Source organism: Acinetobacter sp. FDAARGOS_515 (assembly GCF_003938865.1).
Taxonomy (GTDB): domain Bacteria; phylum Pseudomonadota; class Gammaproteobacteria; order Pseudomonadales; family Moraxellaceae; genus Acinetobacter; species Acinetobacter ursingii.
In genome coordinates, this window is the sequence record NZ_RKIX01000003.1 from 3,335,121 (window position 1) to 3,350,653 (window position 15,533).

At 41.3% G+C, this 15,533-nt stretch carries 13 protein-coding genes; 4 read left to right on the forward strand and 9 right to left on the reverse strand.

All coding sequences use genetic code 11. The features are described 5' to 3' along the window. Nucleotides 1-108: 108 nt before the first annotated feature. Nucleotides 109-2,688 (reverse strand): ATP-dependent chaperone ClpB, encoded by a 2,580-nt coding sequence (gene clpB, locus EGS47_RS17550; RefSeq protein WP_005003789.1) that lies wholly within the window; start codon nt 2,686-2,688, stop codon nt 109-111. A gap of 309 nt (nt 2,689-2,997) precedes the next feature. Between clpB and EGS47_RS17555 the strand changes: the two genes are divergently transcribed. Then, the gene (locus EGS47_RS17555; RefSeq protein ID WP_005003787.1) at nt 2,998-3,801 is read left to right on the forward strand and encodes a M23 family metallopeptidase; all 804 of its coding nucleotides are present in this window, start codon (nt 2,998-3,000) and stop codon (nt 3,799-3,801) included. Between the two features lies 1 nt (nt 3,802). Here EGS47_RS17555 and EGS47_RS17560 read toward each other — a convergent pair whose 3' ends face one another. Together EGS47_RS17560 and EGS47_RS17565 are read right to left on the reverse strand one after the other, a co-directional pair. Next, nucleotides 3,803-4,237, reverse strand: a complete 435-nt coding sequence (locus EGS47_RS17560) for a GNAT family N-acetyltransferase (RefSeq protein ID WP_228128604.1) — start codon at nt 4,235-4,237, stop codon at nt 3,803-3,805. A gap of 94 nt (nt 4,238-4,331) precedes the next feature. Continuing rightward, nucleotides 4,332-4,754 (reverse strand): OsmC family protein, encoded by a 423-nt coding sequence (locus tag EGS47_RS17565; RefSeq protein ID WP_004989689.1) that lies wholly within the window; start codon nt 4,752-4,754, stop codon nt 4,332-4,334. Between the two features lie 149 nt (nt 4,755-4,903). On the opposite strand from EGS47_RS17565, the gene crp reads away from it, so the two are divergent. Beyond that, the gene (gene crp, locus EGS47_RS17570; RefSeq protein ID WP_004989690.1) at nt 4,904-5,611 is read left to right on the forward strand and encodes a cAMP-activated global transcriptional regulator CRP; all 708 of its coding nucleotides are present in this window, start codon (nt 4,904-4,906) and stop codon (nt 5,609-5,611) included. Between the two features lie 148 nt (nt 5,612-5,759). Continuing rightward, nucleotides 5,760-6,806, forward strand: a complete 1,047-nt coding sequence (locus tag EGS47_RS17575; RefSeq protein WP_005003783.1) for an NADP(H)-dependent aldo-keto reductase — start codon at nt 5,760-5,762, stop codon at nt 6,804-6,806. A 57-nt stretch (nt 6,807-6,863) separates the two neighbouring features. On the opposite strand, the gene EGS47_RS17580 is transcribed toward EGS47_RS17575, so the two are convergent. From EGS47_RS17580 to EGS47_RS17605, 6 genes are all read right to left on the reverse strand, one after another. Beyond that, complete coding sequence (locus tag EGS47_RS17580) at nt 6,864-7,646, reverse strand: M48 family metallopeptidase (RefSeq protein ID WP_005003781.1); 783 nt, start codon at nt 7,644-7,646, stop codon at nt 6,864-6,866. A gap of 107 nt (nt 7,647-7,753) precedes the next feature. After that, nucleotides 7,754-8,065 (reverse strand): hypothetical protein, encoded by a 312-nt coding sequence (locus EGS47_RS17585; protein WP_005003779.1) that lies wholly within the window; start codon nt 8,063-8,065, stop codon nt 7,754-7,756. A 94-nt stretch (nt 8,066-8,159) separates the two neighbouring features. Further along, on the reverse strand, nt 8,160-9,479 hold the full coding sequence (locus EGS47_RS17590; protein WP_004989707.1) for an adenylosuccinate synthase: 1,320 nt from the start codon (nt 9,477-9,479) through the stop codon (nt 8,160-8,162). A gap of 69 nt (nt 9,480-9,548) precedes the next feature. Further along, nucleotides 9,549-10,715 carry an ATP phosphoribosyltransferase regulatory subunit gene (locus tag EGS47_RS17595; protein ID WP_005003777.1) on the reverse strand — a complete coding sequence of 389 codons (1,167 nt, stop codon included), beginning with the start codon at nt 10,713-10,715 and terminating at the stop codon, nt 9,549-9,551. Nucleotides 10,716-10,867: 152 nt separating this feature from the next. Continuing rightward, nucleotides 10,868-11,209 carry a hypothetical protein gene (locus EGS47_RS17600; protein ID WP_004989711.1) on the reverse strand — a complete coding sequence of 114 codons (342 nt, stop codon included), beginning with the start codon at nt 11,207-11,209 and terminating at the stop codon, nt 10,868-10,870. A gap of 230 nt (nt 11,210-11,439) precedes the next feature. Further along, a complete protein-coding gene (locus EGS47_RS17605; protein ID WP_005003773.1) occupies nt 11,440-12,462 on the reverse strand; it encodes a type I glyceraldehyde-3-phosphate dehydrogenase in 1,023 nt (340 codons plus the stop codon). Between the two features lie 422 nt (nt 12,463-12,884). On the opposite strand from EGS47_RS17605, the gene alaS reads away from it, so the two are divergent. Then, nucleotides 12,885-15,521 (forward strand): alanine--tRNA ligase, encoded by a 2,637-nt coding sequence (alaS, locus tag EGS47_RS17610; RefSeq protein ID WP_005003770.1) that lies wholly within the window; start codon nt 12,885-12,887, stop codon nt 15,519-15,521. The last annotated feature ends 12 nt before the right edge of the window (nt 15,522-15,533 follow it).

A 15,533-nucleotide genomic window follows, 5' to 3' on the forward strand; every position in this document is an offset into this window, starting at 1 on the left:
CTTAAACAGAAGTTCCCGATAATCTGTCGGTTATCCATCTATCAAGATGTAAAAAAAGAGGATGTATCGACTACATCCTCTTTATAAAGCTTCACATTCAGTCAGAAATTAACTCAGTTTTAATTTATCAAACACGAGATGACCATGATCACCTTTGATAATGATATTATCTCCAGCTTGAAATTCTCCAGCCAGAATTTTTTGAGCAAGTGGATTTTCAACCTGTTGCTGAATTGCACGTTTCAACGGACGCGCACCATAAACAGGATCAAAACCTGCATCAATTAAGATATCAAAAGCAGTATCATCCACGGTCAATCCAATTTCACGATCTGCCAAACGTGAGCGTAAACGATCAAGTTGAATATCGGCAATGCCGCGAATTTGTGATTTTTTCAGAGAGTGGAATACCACCAACTCATCAATACGGTTGATAAATTCTGGACGGAAATGCTGACTTACCGCTGCCATCACTACACTACGCACTTCATCGTCAGTTGCACCTTCCCCTAGCTCACGAACATCTTGCGAACCAAGGTTCGATGTCATCACAATGACCGTATTTTTAAAGTCGATCACGCGACCTTGTGAATCGGTCAAACGACCATCATCCAAGACTTGTAGCAAGATATTAAACACGTCTGGATGCGCTTTTTCGACTTCATCAAACAATACCACGCTATACGGTTTACGACGCACAGCTTCCGTCAATACACCACCTTCTTCATAGCCGACATAGCCTGGAGGTGCACCCACCAAACGACTCACCGAATGTTTCTCCATAAATTCGCTCATATCGATACGAATCATGGCATCGTCACTATCAAACAGGAAATTTGCCAATGCTTTGGTCAACTCTGTTTTACCCACACCTGTTGGCCCAAGGAATAGGAATGAACCGCTTGGGCGGTTTGGATCAGACAATCCTGCACGAGAACGTCGAACCGCATTCGAGACCGCGACGACAGCTTCATCCTGCCCGACAACACGGTTATGTAAAAACTCTTCCATATGCAGAAGTTTTTCACGTTCACCTTGCAGCATTTTCGCCACAGGAATACCCGTTGCAGCACTGACCACCTCAGCAATTTCATTTTCCGTTACTTTGGTACGAATCAGTTTTGGCTCTTCGTTTTCTTCAGCAACTTCAGCTTGTTCCAGACGTTTTTGCAATTCTGGAATGACGCCATATTGCAAACGTGCAGCTTCTGCCAAATCGCCTTCACGTTGTGCTTTATCAAACGCAATACGCGCCTGATCAAGTTCAATCTGTGCCTTTTTATCCCCTTCAACCAAAGTTTTTTCAGCTTTCCAGATCTCTTCCATATCATTGTATTCTTTCTCAATGATTGAAATCTGTTCCTCAAGATGGTTGATTTCAGCTTTACTGCCTGCATCTTCATCACGTTTTACCGCTTCAAGCTGCATTTTCAACTGGATAATACGACGTTCTAAACGATCCAAAGCTTCTGGTTTAGAGTCGATCTCCATTTTAATACGTGATGCCGCTTCATCAATCAAATCAATGGCTTTGTCAGGTAGCTGACGATCTGTGATATAACGGTGCGACATTTTCGCCGCTGCAATAATTGCGGAGTCAAGAATTTGTACACCATGATGTGCGGCATATTTCTCTTTTAATCCACGCAAAATCGCAATGGTATCTTCAACACTTGGTTCATCGACCAAAACTTTTTGGAAACGGCGTTCAAGAGCAGCATCTTTCTCGATGTATTGGCGATACTCATCTAGTGTGGTTGCACCGACGCAACGCAGTTCACCCCGCGCTAAAGCAGGTTTCAGCATATTGCCCGCATCCATCGCGCCATCGGTTTTGCCGGCTCCAACTAGCGTATGCAATTCATCAATAAATAAAATCACATTCCCATCTTGTTTGGCCAGATCATTAAGTACCGCTTTTAAACGCTCTTCAAACTCGCCACGGTATTTTGCACCTGCAAGCAATGAACCTAAATCCAGTGATAAAACCCGTTTATTTTTCAGGCTTTCTGGCACTTCACCATTGACGATACGCTGTGCCAGACCCTCGACAATGGCGGTTTTACCTACCCCTGGCTCACCAATCAACACGGGGTTATTTTTGGTACGACGCGACAAGACCTGAATAGTGCGACGAATTTCATCATCACGCCCAATCACAGGGTCAAGTTTGCCTGCCAAAGCACGTTCGGTTAAATCAATAGTATATTTATTTAATGAGTCACGTTGATCTTCGTGATTATTGCTCATGACTTTATCGTCGCCTCGAATAGATTCAATCACTTTGCGTAATGCATCAGTCGTTACACCTACGCTGTTTAATAAACTTTTGGTACTACCAGTTTCAGTAAGTGCCAGCAGTACCCAATCTGTTGATAAAAACTCATCACCTGCTTTTTGCGCATGACGATCTGCCAGATTCAAAACCTTCACCGCTTCTGGATTTAGATTGACGTCACCTGTTGGATTGGCAATGGTTGGCGCATCCTGAATCGCCTGTTCCAGCTTTTTCTTTAACTCAGGCAATCTTGCACCTGATTGCTGCAACAGGCTTAAATTGGATGGCTCTTCAAGTAAAACCGAAAGAATATGAATGCCATCAATAGAAGTATGGTCTTTACCAGTGGCTAACGATTGCGCATCTGACAGGGCTTGCTGTAAGCGATTGGTAAATTTTTCAAAACGCATTATTGTTATTCCTCATCATCAATTTGTTACTTGCTTAATACATGGGAACGCTTTTATAAATTTCAAATAAGTTTTATAAAATTTCATTATATTTTTCATAAGCTTATATTAATATTAAATAATATATAACTCAGTTATAATATGGGTTCTTTAGGCAAAATTTTCAAGTAAGTCTGTATGCTGTTTTTGTTAATTCTTAGATACATACCCATTTCATCAGCCCAACAAATTCAGTTATTCACAGCAAAGCAGCAGAATTTTTCAAAATAATCTGATAAAAACCTAAGAAATTATTGCTGATATTTTCTTATGCTTAAACAAAGCTGTTTTATGCTAGGCTTATCTTTGCTCTGCTTACAATCTCTCTATGCTGAGTTACCACAAGACTCACGCCGTCCAGGTGGGATCGCAGTTATTCCACTGGGTCAAGAGATTAAAAGTGTTCGCTTTAATCAGCAAAATATTCTGATTAGCAATGAAAATACCCAACGTTATGCCATTCTAGGGATTCCATTAAATACGCCAATCGGCACTTTAACAGTCGATACAAATGCCCAACCGATTCAAATTGAAATAAAGCCTTACGCGTATGCTGAACAACGAATAAAGGTCCAAAATCAGGATTATGTAGATCCGTCAGAGGCGCAACTCGCACGTTATGCTCAAGAAGCCAAACAACAAAATGACATCTATAGTTCGTTTACAGCGAGTTCATGGCAGTCGATGCCTCACTTTATAGCACCTACTTCAGGTAAATTTAGCAATTCTTTTGGACGCAAACGTTTTTTTAATGGTGAAGAACGCGCACCCCATTCGGGGCTGGATATTCCTGCACCGATTGGACAAAAAGTCGTTGCTCCTGCCGACGGCATAGTCGTGCAAACAGGCGATTATTTTTTTAATGGAAAAACTGTACTGATTGATCATGGACAAGGTTTAATCAGTATGTTTTGTCATTTAAGTAAAATAGAGGTGAAGCAAGGTCAGCAGATTCATCAAGGTGAAGTTTTAGGATTAGTCGGAAAAACGGGGCGTGTCACAGGGTCACATCTACACTGGGGAATGAGCTTAAATAATGCGCGAGTGGATCCGCAATTGTTTTTAAAGCCTTAATTCAATCCAAGAACTTCCGAAAATATTTTGGCGCATCTTCATAGCCTTGAGCTAGATAAAACTGATGCGCCAGTTTTCGATGATCGCTTGAATGTAATTCCATCCGATCACAGCCACGCTGTCGTGCAATCTCTTCGGCAAAGGCTAACAATGCCTGACCAATTTTCTGCCCTCGAAATTGTTCATGTACGCAGAGATACGCGACTCGTGCAAAATCTCCTTCTGTCGCGATTTGTGGAATAATACTCAAAGACAAAAAGCCAGCAACCTCAGCCTCAATTTGAGCAACAAAAATATATTGATGAGGATCATGCATAAAGGCCTTGATTTTTTGTGAAATGAAATGGATCGATTGAGCATAACCCAATTGATCCAGTAGAGGTTGTAATGCTTGGGCATCTTCTAGTTTTGCTTCACGTATTTGCACCACAGTCATTCCTTCTTTATCTTTTTATGCTATCTAAAAGAAAAAGCTGACAGTTTGTCAGCCTTAACCTTACAGATTTAATCAAATTATTTTCAAACTAAACTTATTCAGCCTCAATAATTTCAAAATCATGCGTAATATTGACTCCACCATCCGACAGCATTTTACTGGCCGAACAGTATTTTTCTGCGGAAAGCTCAACTGCTTTTGCCACCTGTTTTTCTTTCACTGCTTTTCCAGTCACTACAAAGTGCAAATGGATGTCGGTAAAAACGGCTGGAATGGCATCAGCACGATCTGCCTTTAACTCACATACGACATTGGTCACATCTTGACGTGCTTTCTTTAAAATGGTCACAATATCAAACGAAGCACACCCACCAAGTCCCATTAAAATCAGTTCCATCGGACGTGGGCCACGGTTTTCACCACCATATTCGGCAGAGCCATCCATCACGACTTGATGACCACTTTCAGATTTCGCTTCAAAAGCAACATTCTCTAGCCAATGAACACTTGTTTGCATTGCAACTACCCAAAAAAAATTATAAATTTACATAGTTCTTGTACACTAGCATAAAATGAGTTGATAAGGAATTTCATCTCTTGTGTGTGAATACGCTCATTTAGGTCTTGTGCGATCTTTTTTATATATCCTAATCGGAAAACTTAAGCATGACGTCAAACTTTTCACAACTCAGCACCGATGCTTTGTCTCCAGGTCAACTACCAGAGTCAGTCAAGGCGCTTTTAAAACGTGCTCATATTAATCGCTATCCAAAACGCACGACGATTGTTGACGCAGGTACCGAATCAAAATCGCTTTATTTGATTTTGAAAGGCTCCGTTTCAATTATTTTACGTGAAGATGATGAACGTGAAATCGTAGTTGCTTATTTAAATCCTGGGGACTTTTTTGGGGAAATGGGTCTCTTTGAATCAAATCCACAGCGTACAGCAGAAGTTCGTACACGTGATGTCTGTGAAATTGCCGAAATTTCATATGACAATTTCCACGAACTTAGTAAGCAATATCCAGATTTAAGCTACGCGGTATTTGCCCAATTGGTACGTCGTCTGAAAAATACGACCCGTAAAGTCACAGATTTAGCATTTATTGATGTTTCTGGTCGTATTGCACGCTGTTTGATTGATTTATCTGCTCAGCCAGAAGCCATGATTTTACCAAATGGTCGTCAAATCCGTATTACACGTCAGGAGATTGGCCGTATCGTTGGTTGTTCACGCGAAATGGTCGGTCGTGTTCTTAAAACGCTTGAAGAACAAGGCATGATTGAAACCGATGGTAAAGCGATTCTCATTTTTGATGCATCATTAGAAGAGAAGTCTCTGGATGATACTGATTTTGATGACGAAGAATAGAATTTCGTTTTATCTGATAAGAAAAGCAAACTTTATCGTTTGCTTTTTTTTATGAAAAATATCTAAGATACAAAAACATACATACAACTTAAAGCAAATCATTTAAGTTCAAAAATGTCAATTTTCAATGGAAGTTAAGGATCAGGTTATGCAATATCATGCATTGGGTGATTCAGGCATTCAAGTGCCTGAAATTTGTTTAGGCACCATGACCTTTGGAGAACAGAACTCCCAGCCCGAAGCTTTTGATCAATTAAATTATGCACTGGAAAATGGCTTATATTTCTGGGATACCGCAGAGATGTACTCTGTTCCCCCCAAACCTGAAACCTATGGGGCGACCGAAACTATTATTGGGAACTGGTTTGCACAACACGCTCAACGTGAAAAAGTGTTTCTAGCATCTAAAATTGCAGGGCCTGGTTTCGGTGGCAGCCATATTCGTGAAGGTCATACCCAATTTGGCAAACATATTGAACAAGCACTAGATGGCTCTTTAAAGCGTTTACAGACCGATTATATTGATCTCTATCAATTGCACTGGCCAGAGCGTCATACCAACTTCTTTGGCGGTTTGGGCTATGCAAATGCAGAGGCGGCCGCGCATTATGAAATCGAAGCCATGCAAGACACTTTATTGGCTCTCCAAAAAGAAATTGAGCGTGGGCGCATTCGTCATATTGGCTTATCCAATGAAACGCCTTGGGGAACCATGAAGTTTCTACAACTTGCGGAAAAGCTAGGTGTGAGTAAATTTGTCAGTGTACAAAACCCGTATAGCCTATTAAACCGAACCTACGAAATTGGCATGTCTGAAATTGCCAAATTTGAAGGCGTTGGACTCCTTGCCTATTCGCCATTGGCCTTTGGTTACTTAACTGGCAAATTCCGTCATGGCGCTCGTCCTGCGAACGCTCGTGTGACTTTATTTTCGCGTTTTACCCGCTACAGTAATCCTCAAAGTGAATGGGCAACCGAGCAATATGCTCAATTGGCTGAAAAACATGGTCTCAGCTTGACCCAAATGGCACTGGCTTTTATCAAACAGCAGTTCTTTGTAAGCAGTACGATCATTGGCGCTACCAGTCTGGATCAGTTAAAAGAAAATATTCAAGCTTTCGACATTACGTTGGATGAAGCAGTATTAAAAGGGATTGAAGAGATTCATACACAACAACCTAATCCTGCACCTTAAGCATAAAAATAGGATGCCTGATGGCATCCTATTTTCTGATTCTGACATTGAATAAAATTAACGACGATTATTATAAACTGCCATCGCGGCTGGCAAGTTCTTACGCATATCATTAATTCGCTGTGCATTTGATGGATGTGTTGACAAGAATGATGGTCCTGCGCCTGCACCATCAAGTTTGTTCATTTTTTCCCACAGAGTAATCGCAGCTTGAGGATTATAACCCGCTTTTGCCATTAGCATTAATCCACCAAAATCTGCACGGCTTTCAAGATTACGCGAATAAGGCAAACCCACCCCAACCTGACTTCCCAAATCAAGTGCAGCTGAGCCTAGCTGACCAATGCTATCCCCTGCATAAGCTTTACCGATATTGAGTGCTAAACCAGTCAGAGCTTCAGCGCCAATTTTACTTTTTGAATGTTCTTCCAACGCATGTGTCATTTCATGACCCATCACCGCAGCAATTTCAGCATCCGTAAGGTTCAGTTTATTCACAATACCTGTATAAAACACTACTTTACCACCAGGCGCGACATAAGCATTGACTGTATCTGACTTCAACACTGCCAGTTGCCATTGAAATGGCTGACCCGTTTGATTCATCTGGTTTGCATAAGGAACTAAGCGTTGCATCACCGTATTAATACGACGATATGTGGCGGAAGAAGTATCCAACTGACCCTTTTGTCGCGCTTCAGTTGTCATTTTACTGAAGCCCTGTGCTGCTGTCGCATTCAGGGTTGCAGAGTCTGCACCTGCCATGTCCGCAAAAGTCGCACAACCGCCAAGTGTCATCATCGTAGCGGTTAAAAAACTAAATACTATTTTTTTATTCATTAAAAGCATCTCCTTACAAGACAAAACTATTTAACTTGCTGTTTTGACGTGCATTATAGATAAATGTTTGAAATAAATGAGATGAATATCATTAGATTTATGTAATTCTATCGAAAAATAAATAAAATCCATGAAATTAAACAAATCACATTCACAATAAAATAAAATCTCAATAGTGGCTTAATTTTGTCTTCAAGATTTAAATCGTTTCGCTTAAAAAGCAAATAAGCATTTTGTAATAAAATCACAGGTAAAATAACACAAGCAATAATCACAGTTAAGCCCATAAAAGCTGCCATAAATAGGTTTGGATCATTGGTCTGTAAAGAAATAATCCACATGGCAATCGTGGGCGCACCGCCAATTGCAAATAACAGCGAATAAAAAATCGTTTGTGCAATATGTGGTTGTAGCTTCATGCCGACGTTATTTTCCCATTTTTATAAAAAAAATCAGTTTTATCATAAAAGAAAAGCACCTCGTTAGGTGCTCTCTTTAGTCGTAAGAACGTGTTTACGCAGAAAATGGGTGGCGTAGCACAATTGTTTCAGCACGATCTGGACCCGTTGAAATAATATCAATTGGGCATTCGATTAGTTGTTCAATACGTTTTACATAGGCCAATGCATTTGCAGGAAGTTGATCAACACTGGTCAAACCTACTGTTGAATCTGTCCAGCCTGGCATGGTTTCATAAATCGGTTTTAAACTTTCAAATGAAACTGCATCCGATGAACCAATACAACCAGAATCAGTATTTTCATAACCGACACAAATTTTGACTTCTTCCAAACCATCTAGTACATCAAGTTTAGTCAAGCAAATTCCTGAAAGTGAGTTTACATCGACTGAACGACGTAGAATTTCAGCATCAAACCAACCACAACGACGTTGACGACCCGTTGAAGCGCCAAACTCATGTCCAACAGTACCCAAATGACGACCAATCGCATCACCTGTATCAGTCGCAGCATCATAGTGCAATTCAGTTGGGAACGGACCTGCACCGACACGTGTGGTATATGCTTTTGTGATCCCTAAAACATAGTCCAAATGCAATGGTCCCATACCCGAACCCGAACTTACGCCACCCGCAGTGGTGTTTGAACTGGTCACATATGGATAAGTCCCATGATCGATGTCAAGTAACGAGCCTTGCGCACCTTCAAACATGATGGCTTTACCATCTTTACGATAGTCGTGTAGAACCTGAGTCACATCGATAATTAATGGTGCCAAAACTTCACGCCATTGATTACAAAGTGCCAATACATCTTCAAACTTAACAGCTTCGACACCGTAGAATTGAGTCAATTGGAAGTTATGTAGCTCAAGCATTTCCTGAAGTTTTTCTTCAAGTGCTGCACCACCACGCACCAAGTCTGCAACACGCACAGCACGACGAGCCACTTTATCTTCATACGCTGGACCAATACCACGACCAGTCGTACCAATTTTGGCATTGCCGCGTTTCTTTTCACGCGCCTGATCCAGTGCAATATGGTTTGGCAAAATCAAAGGACAGTTTGGAGAAATACGTAAACGCTCTTTAACTGGAACGCCTTCTTTTTCCAAAATATCCATTTCTTCAATGAGAGCAGCTGGAGAAAGCACCACGCCATTACCAATTAAGCACAGTACGTTATCACGTAAAATACCTGATGGAATGAGGTGTAAAACAGTTTTCTTTCCACCTACGACAAGAGTATGACCTGCATTGTGCCCACCTTGATAGCGAACCACAGCTGCCGCTTGATCTGTGAGCAGGTCGACGATCTTACCTTTACCTTCGTCGCCCCATTGGGTACCAAGTACCACAACATTTTTGCCCATAATAGCCTCATTACATCATGCTGTTAAAATTGAACGTTTATTTGCTGTGCATGTCTGACAAATAAACCCTTAAATCTTTTCGATCTGCCATGTACCGTTTACATGTCGCAACTGATGCGTTGCATAAGGAACTGAGCTTAAGTCATCTTCGCCTAATAACTGAATCACAGCCAAACCCTGTTGGCGAGCGACTGCTATGGCTTCTAACAAACTTTGATCCTGACCATTTGGTGCGACAATCGTTTCAATCTGTTTAAATTGCCCTGCACAAAGCGCGTACAAGTCACAACTAAACCCTGTTGCTGGACGCGCACGACCAAAATGTTCACCAATGCCATCATAACGACCACCCTGTGCCAGTGGTGCAGCACGATTAGGAGCATAAACCGCATACATTAGACCAGTATGGTAGTGATAACTACGAAGTTCGACCACATCGATACCGATTTGTAGTGCTGGCCAGCGTGACTGAATTTGGATCAGTGTGGATTTAAGTGCATTTAACGCGTCTTGGAAGGCAACGTCATTCAGCACTTCATCACTTAAATGGCGCTCAAGTGCATCAAGATCACTGGCATAGCGCCCAAGGGCATAAAAGTCTGATCCAAAAGCTAAATCTTGGGTAAATTCTTCTAACTCTGGAAGTGCTTTGCGTTGATACAGATCAGATAAATCTTGTTCCGTCTGTTTATTTAACCCAGCGCGTTCTACCAAACTGCGGAACAAGCCTACATGTCCCAAATCCAGATGAACACCGTCTAAAGCTTTGGCTTGTTGAATTAAACCCAACATCACATCAATCATTTCAACATCAGCTTCGATGCTGTCATGACCATAAAGCTCCGCCCCCAACTGCAAAGGTGCACGAGAAGAATTAAAATTTTGTGGTTTGGTATGAAGAACTGTACCCGCATAACAGTAGCGCGCTACACCTTCGATAGAACGAACATGAGCGTCAATACGAGCAACTTGAGGGGTCATATCTGCGCGGACACCCAATAAGCGCCCAGAAAGTTGATCTATCACTTTAAAGGTGACTAAATCCAAATCATGATTTGATTCAGATAATAAAGACAACGATTCGATGTATTCGATAAATGGTGTATACACCAACTGATAACCACGAGATGCAAGAAAATCGAGTGTATGTCGACGCAAAGTTTCTACGACTTGCGCTTGTTCTGGTAATACATCTGCTACCCCATCAGGTAACAACCATGTCTCTGAAATCGGCATGTTTCAAACCTAAAATTTGCTCAAGGCGGAATCAATCCGCATAAAAAAATCGGGAACACACCCGATTTCTCCAAGTCTAACACGTTCGTAGTTGCCATGCACCTGAGAATTTTAGGAAAATTAAATTTATAGCTTGGCTTTTGATTTGATGATTATTTCAGGTCATCTTTCTCAGACTCATTGAGGCGCTTAAAATCTTCTGCATGCCCCACATATTGAGTGATCAGAGCAATTAGTTCTGCATTCTGCAACTCTAAAAGTTTCGATTTTTGCACAGTTTGATTGAGCAATTCTCGATCAACCTGAACACTTTTTGCAAGATCCTGCATAATTTCCAAAGTCTTTTTCAAATTACTTTCTAGCATCACCACTTTTTCTTCAAGCTTGCGATTCTGAGTTTCGTCAGTGAGTGAATTTTGCTCTTTGCGAAATTGCAAAACAATTAAAATTAGAACCGCGATCATTAAAATAATAATAAATAGCCAGATAAGCATTGTTTTCCCCTGAATTTCTTGCGTTATTCAAATTATGTTGATTAGCCTTCTTTCATCATTGTTTAAACCTTTTTTTATTTCCCCCCATAGGGAGAAATAAAAGGCACTTATACACTTATAAAAAGAAGTCTATTAAAGATATCTCAAAAGTATCCATGTTGATTTAGATTTAATTTAAATCATAGAAGCTTTAAGTTTTGAAATATAAAAAGCAACACATTCAACTTAGCTTAATGAAATGATTCACACAAATCCAGCAATCGGTTGGCATAGCCCCACTCATTGTCATACCACGCAAAAACTTTTGCTTGGCGACCCACGACCATAGTTTGAGTTAAATCGACAATCAATGAATAAGGTGAATGATTAAAATCACTTGAAACAAGTGCTTCATCTGTCACAGACATAATTTCGGCATAGTCATTTTTTGCCGCTTTTATTAATACTTCATTTAAATGATGCACATTGACTGGATTTTGCGACACAAAACTGAGATCAATTGCAGCGACATTGATCGTTGGCACTCGAATCGAATAACCATCAATTCTACTTTCCATTTTAGGCATCACTCTTTTCAGCGCATTTAAAGCACTTGATGTGGTCGGAATAATGTTTTGTCCCGATGCGCGAGCGCGACGTAAATCACGATGTGCATGATCGAGTACCGACTGATCAGCAGTCACTGCATGAATTTCAGTCATCAGCGCAGTTTCTATCCCAAAGGCATCATCAATAATTTTGACTAAGGGTACCAGCGCTTGCGTGGTACATGAGACACTGGAAATAATACGATCTGTAGCTTTGACTTCTGATTGATTGATTCCGTAGACAATCGCCGCATCCACCTCATCAAAGGGTGCAGCACCAATAATGACCCGTTTTGCTCCTGCCCCTAAATGTCGAATTGCATCGGCGTGTGAACGAAATAATCCAGTGCATTCGAGGACAACATCTATTTCTAAAGTTTTCCACGGTAAATTTTCAGGCGCCTCTTCACGAAACACCTGTAGCTTTAATTCACGACCAAACGCCTGTATATGCAAGAAGATTTTCTCATCTTCGATCTTGATCGCAACTTCACCGTGAAAACGACCATGCGTCGTGTCATATTTAAATAAATGCACCAATGTCTCGACATCAGCGATGTCATTAATCGCCACGATATCAAAATGAAATCGTTTTGGATTTTCAAACCATGCACGTAACACATTTCGGCCAATTCGACCAAACCCATTAATGGCAATACGTTGCATGATTTATCCTTTTATATAAGCGATCAGACTCTATGTTAAAACATTGATTATCACGATGATACAATTGAATCGAGAGTTTAGACGAGTTTGTTATTTTTTAACCAATCAGAAATTATCATTAACGATCATTTGGTTTCCCTATGATTTGTGAATTAAGCTGAATTGCCTTAACAAATATAGGCATTCTGGAAATTTACTGCTTTTTTGATCACATACGCTGACAATTCTCGATCAAACGATTGCATAGAATTGTCATCATTTCTCGGTAAAATCATTGGTTGAACAGGGTTTTTCCGTTATAATTTGGCACTTTTGAAATCTACGCCACGCATTCATCCTTCATCGTTTTTGTTTAAACGATGCACTGTCTGCATATAGCCTATTTGAATTTATGGAGTGACTTGGTCGTGAGTACTCGTTTTATGACATCTGCTGAAATTCGTGAAGCTTTTTTGCGTTATTTTGAATCGCAAGGCCACACACGTGTCGCGTCGAGTTCACTTGTACCCGCCAACGATCCAACGTTGCTGTTTACTAATGCCGGCATGAACCAGTTTAAAGATTGCTTTTTAGGTCTGGAAAAACGCGATTATGTGCGCGCTGTTTCATCACAAAAATGTGTGCGTGCAGGCGGTAAACATAACGATCTGGATAATGTCGGTTATACTGCCCGTCACCATACTTTCTTTGAAATGCTCGGTAATTTCTCTTTTGGTGATTACTTCAAAGAAAATGCACTTAAATTTGCATGGGACTTTTTAACCAGCGAACAATGGTTAGGCTTACCGAAAGATAAGCTTTATGTCACGGTTTATCACACCGATGATGAAGCTTATGACATCTGGAACAAAGAAATTGGTTTAGCGCCTGAACGCATTATTCGTATTGGCGATAATAAAGGCGAAAAATACGCATCTGATAACTTCTGGGCAATGGGTGATACTGGACCATGTGGTCCTTGTTCTGAAATTTTCTTTGATCATGGCGATCATATCTGGGGTGGTTTACCCGGTACACCAGAAGAAGATGGCGACCGTTTTATCGAAATCTGGAATAACGTTTTTATGCAGTTTAACCGGACTGCGGATGGCGTATTGCACCCTCTTCCAGCTCCATCGGTCGATACTGGCATGGGCTTGGAGCGTATTAGTGCGGTACTGCAACATGTCAATTCAAACTATGACATTGATTTATTCCAGCATCTGATCAAATCTGCCTGTGAAATTATTGGCGTTCAAGATCAAGCTCAACCTTCCCTTCGTGTTGTGGCGGATCATGCCCGTTCTTGCTGTTTCCTGATTGCTGATGGTGTTAATCCGTCTAATGAAGGTCGTGGCTATGTATTGCGCCGTATCATCCGTCGTGCAGTACGTCATGGTAATAAACTTGGTGCAACAGGTACGTTCTTCTATAAAATGCTTCAGCCTTTAATCGACGTCATGGGTGAAGCTTACCCTGAACTTAAACATGATCAGGCACGCATTGAAGCGACTTTAATTAAAGAAGAAGAACAATTTGCCAAAACCCTTGAGCAAGGCCTAAAACTGCTTGAAGGTGAACTTGCGCAACTTACTGGCAAAGTGATTGCGGGCGAAACGGTATTTAAACTGTATGATACTTATGGCTTCCCAACCGATTTAACCGCTGATATTGCTCGTGAACGCGATCTGGAAATCGATGAAGTCGGTTTTGAACGTGAAATGGAAGCACAGCGTCGCCGTGCACGTGATGCTGGTAAATTTGCAGTCGACTACAACAGCATTGTTAAAGTGGACGGCGAAACACAATTTGATGGCTACAATGCGACCGCAGGTCAAGGTCAAATTATCGCAATCTATAAAGATGGCGAGCAAGTTGATGAAATCGTTGAAGGTGATGAAGCTTTAATCGTTTTAAATCAAACGCCTTTCTACGCAGAAAGCGGTGGCCAGATTGGCGATACTGGTCTATTCAAAAACGAGACAGGGATTTTTGAAGTTCAAGATACCAAAAAATCTGGTGGTGCATTTGTGCATCAGGGTATCGTCACCATGGGTAGCTTAAAAGCCTCTCAACAGGTTGAAGCGACCGTTAAAGCAGACATTCGTGCTGCAACTGCGCGTAACCACTCCGCTACCCACCTTTTACATGCTGCACTTCGTCAAATTTTAGGCACACATGTTCAACAAAAAGGTTCATTGGTTGCCAGCGACATTTTACGTTTTGACTTTGCCAATGACCAACCCGTGACTTTTGAGCAATTGCAACAAGTGGAACAATTGGTGAATCGCGAAGTGATTGCCAATACAGCTGTTGGCGTTGAACTACTCGATATTGAATCTGCCAAAGCCAAAGGCGCCATGATGTTATTTGGTGAAAAGTATGGCGATGAAGTTCGTGTACTTTCCATGGGTTCAGTGATTGACGAGCGTAACTTCTCGATTGAACTTTGCGGTGGTATTCATGTACAGCGTACTGGCGACATTGGCCTATTCAAAATTACGTCTGAAGGCGGTGTTGCGGCGGGTATCCGTCGTATTGAAGCCGTCACAGGCACCAAAGCACTTGAAGTTGTACAAAAAGCCGATAGTGACATTCAACAGATCAACAGCTTATTAAAAGCACAAAAAGATCAAACAGTAGAACGTGTTCAGGCTGCGGTAGAACATACCTCAGCGTTGCAAAAGCAGATTGAACAGCTTAACCAAAAGTTAGCAAACTTTCAGGCGACTGAACTTTTAAGCCAAGTTCAAACCGTTGCGGGTCGTTCTACCCTGATCACCACTGTTCAAAACATGGATGCGAAATCACTTCGTAACCTACACGACAGTGTGAAATCAAAATTAGAGGATGCTGTGATTGTATTGGCAGGTGTCGAAGATGACAAAGTCAGTCTGATTGCATCGGTTGCCAAACAATATACAGCACATCTAAAAGCAGGCGATATCATTAAACATCTTGCGACCGAACTCGGTGGTAAAGGTGGTGGTAAACCTGACTTAGCACAAGGTGGCGCGCCACTAAACGAGAAGTTTGAACAGGTTATGACAGCTCTCCCTGTCTGGCTTGGACAGCACTAAGACTTCACTTTT

Coding starts and splice junctions, on each gene's coding strand:
- clpB (WP_005003789.1), bottom strand. CDS start 2,688: ATGCGTTTTGAAAAATTTACCAATCGCTTACAGCAAGCCCTGTCAGAT.
- EGS47_RS17555 (WP_005003787.1), top strand. CDS start 2,998: ATGCTTAAACAAAGCTGTTTTATGCTAGGCTTATCTTTGCTCTGCTTA.
- EGS47_RS17560 (WP_228128604.1), bottom strand. CDS start 4,237: ATGACTGTGGTGCAAATACGTGAAGCAAAACTAGAAGATGCCCAAGCA.
- EGS47_RS17565 (WP_004989689.1), bottom strand. CDS start 4,754: ATGCAAACAAGTGTTCATTGGCTAGAGAATGTTGCTTTTGAAGCGAAA.
- crp (WP_004989690.1), top strand. CDS start 4,904: ATGACGTCAAACTTTTCACAACTCAGCACCGATGCTTTGTCTCCAGGT.
- EGS47_RS17575 (WP_005003783.1), top strand. CDS start 5,760: ATGCAATATCATGCATTGGGTGATTCAGGCATTCAAGTGCCTGAAATT.
- EGS47_RS17580 (WP_005003781.1), bottom strand. CDS start 7,646: ATGAATAAAAAAATAGTATTTAGTTTTTTAACCGCTACGATGATGACA.
- EGS47_RS17585 (WP_005003779.1), bottom strand. CDS start 8,065: ATGAAGCTACAACCACATATTGCACAAACGATTTTTTATTCGCTGTTA.
- EGS47_RS17590 (WP_004989707.1), bottom strand. CDS start 9,479: ATGGGCAAAAATGTTGTGGTACTTGGTACCCAATGGGGCGACGAAGGT.
- EGS47_RS17595 (WP_005003777.1), bottom strand. CDS start 10,715: ATGCCGATTTCAGAGACATGGTTGTTACCTGATGGGGTAGCAGATGTA.
- EGS47_RS17600 (WP_004989711.1), bottom strand. CDS start 11,209: ATGCTTATCTGGCTATTTATTATTATTTTAATGATCGCGGTTCTAATT.
- EGS47_RS17605 (WP_005003773.1), bottom strand. CDS start 12,462: ATGCAACGTATTGCCATTAATGGGTTTGGTCGAATTGGCCGAAATGTG.
- alaS (WP_005003770.1), top strand. CDS start 12,885: ATGACATCTGCTGAAATTCGTGAAGCTTTTTTGCGTTATTTTGAATCG.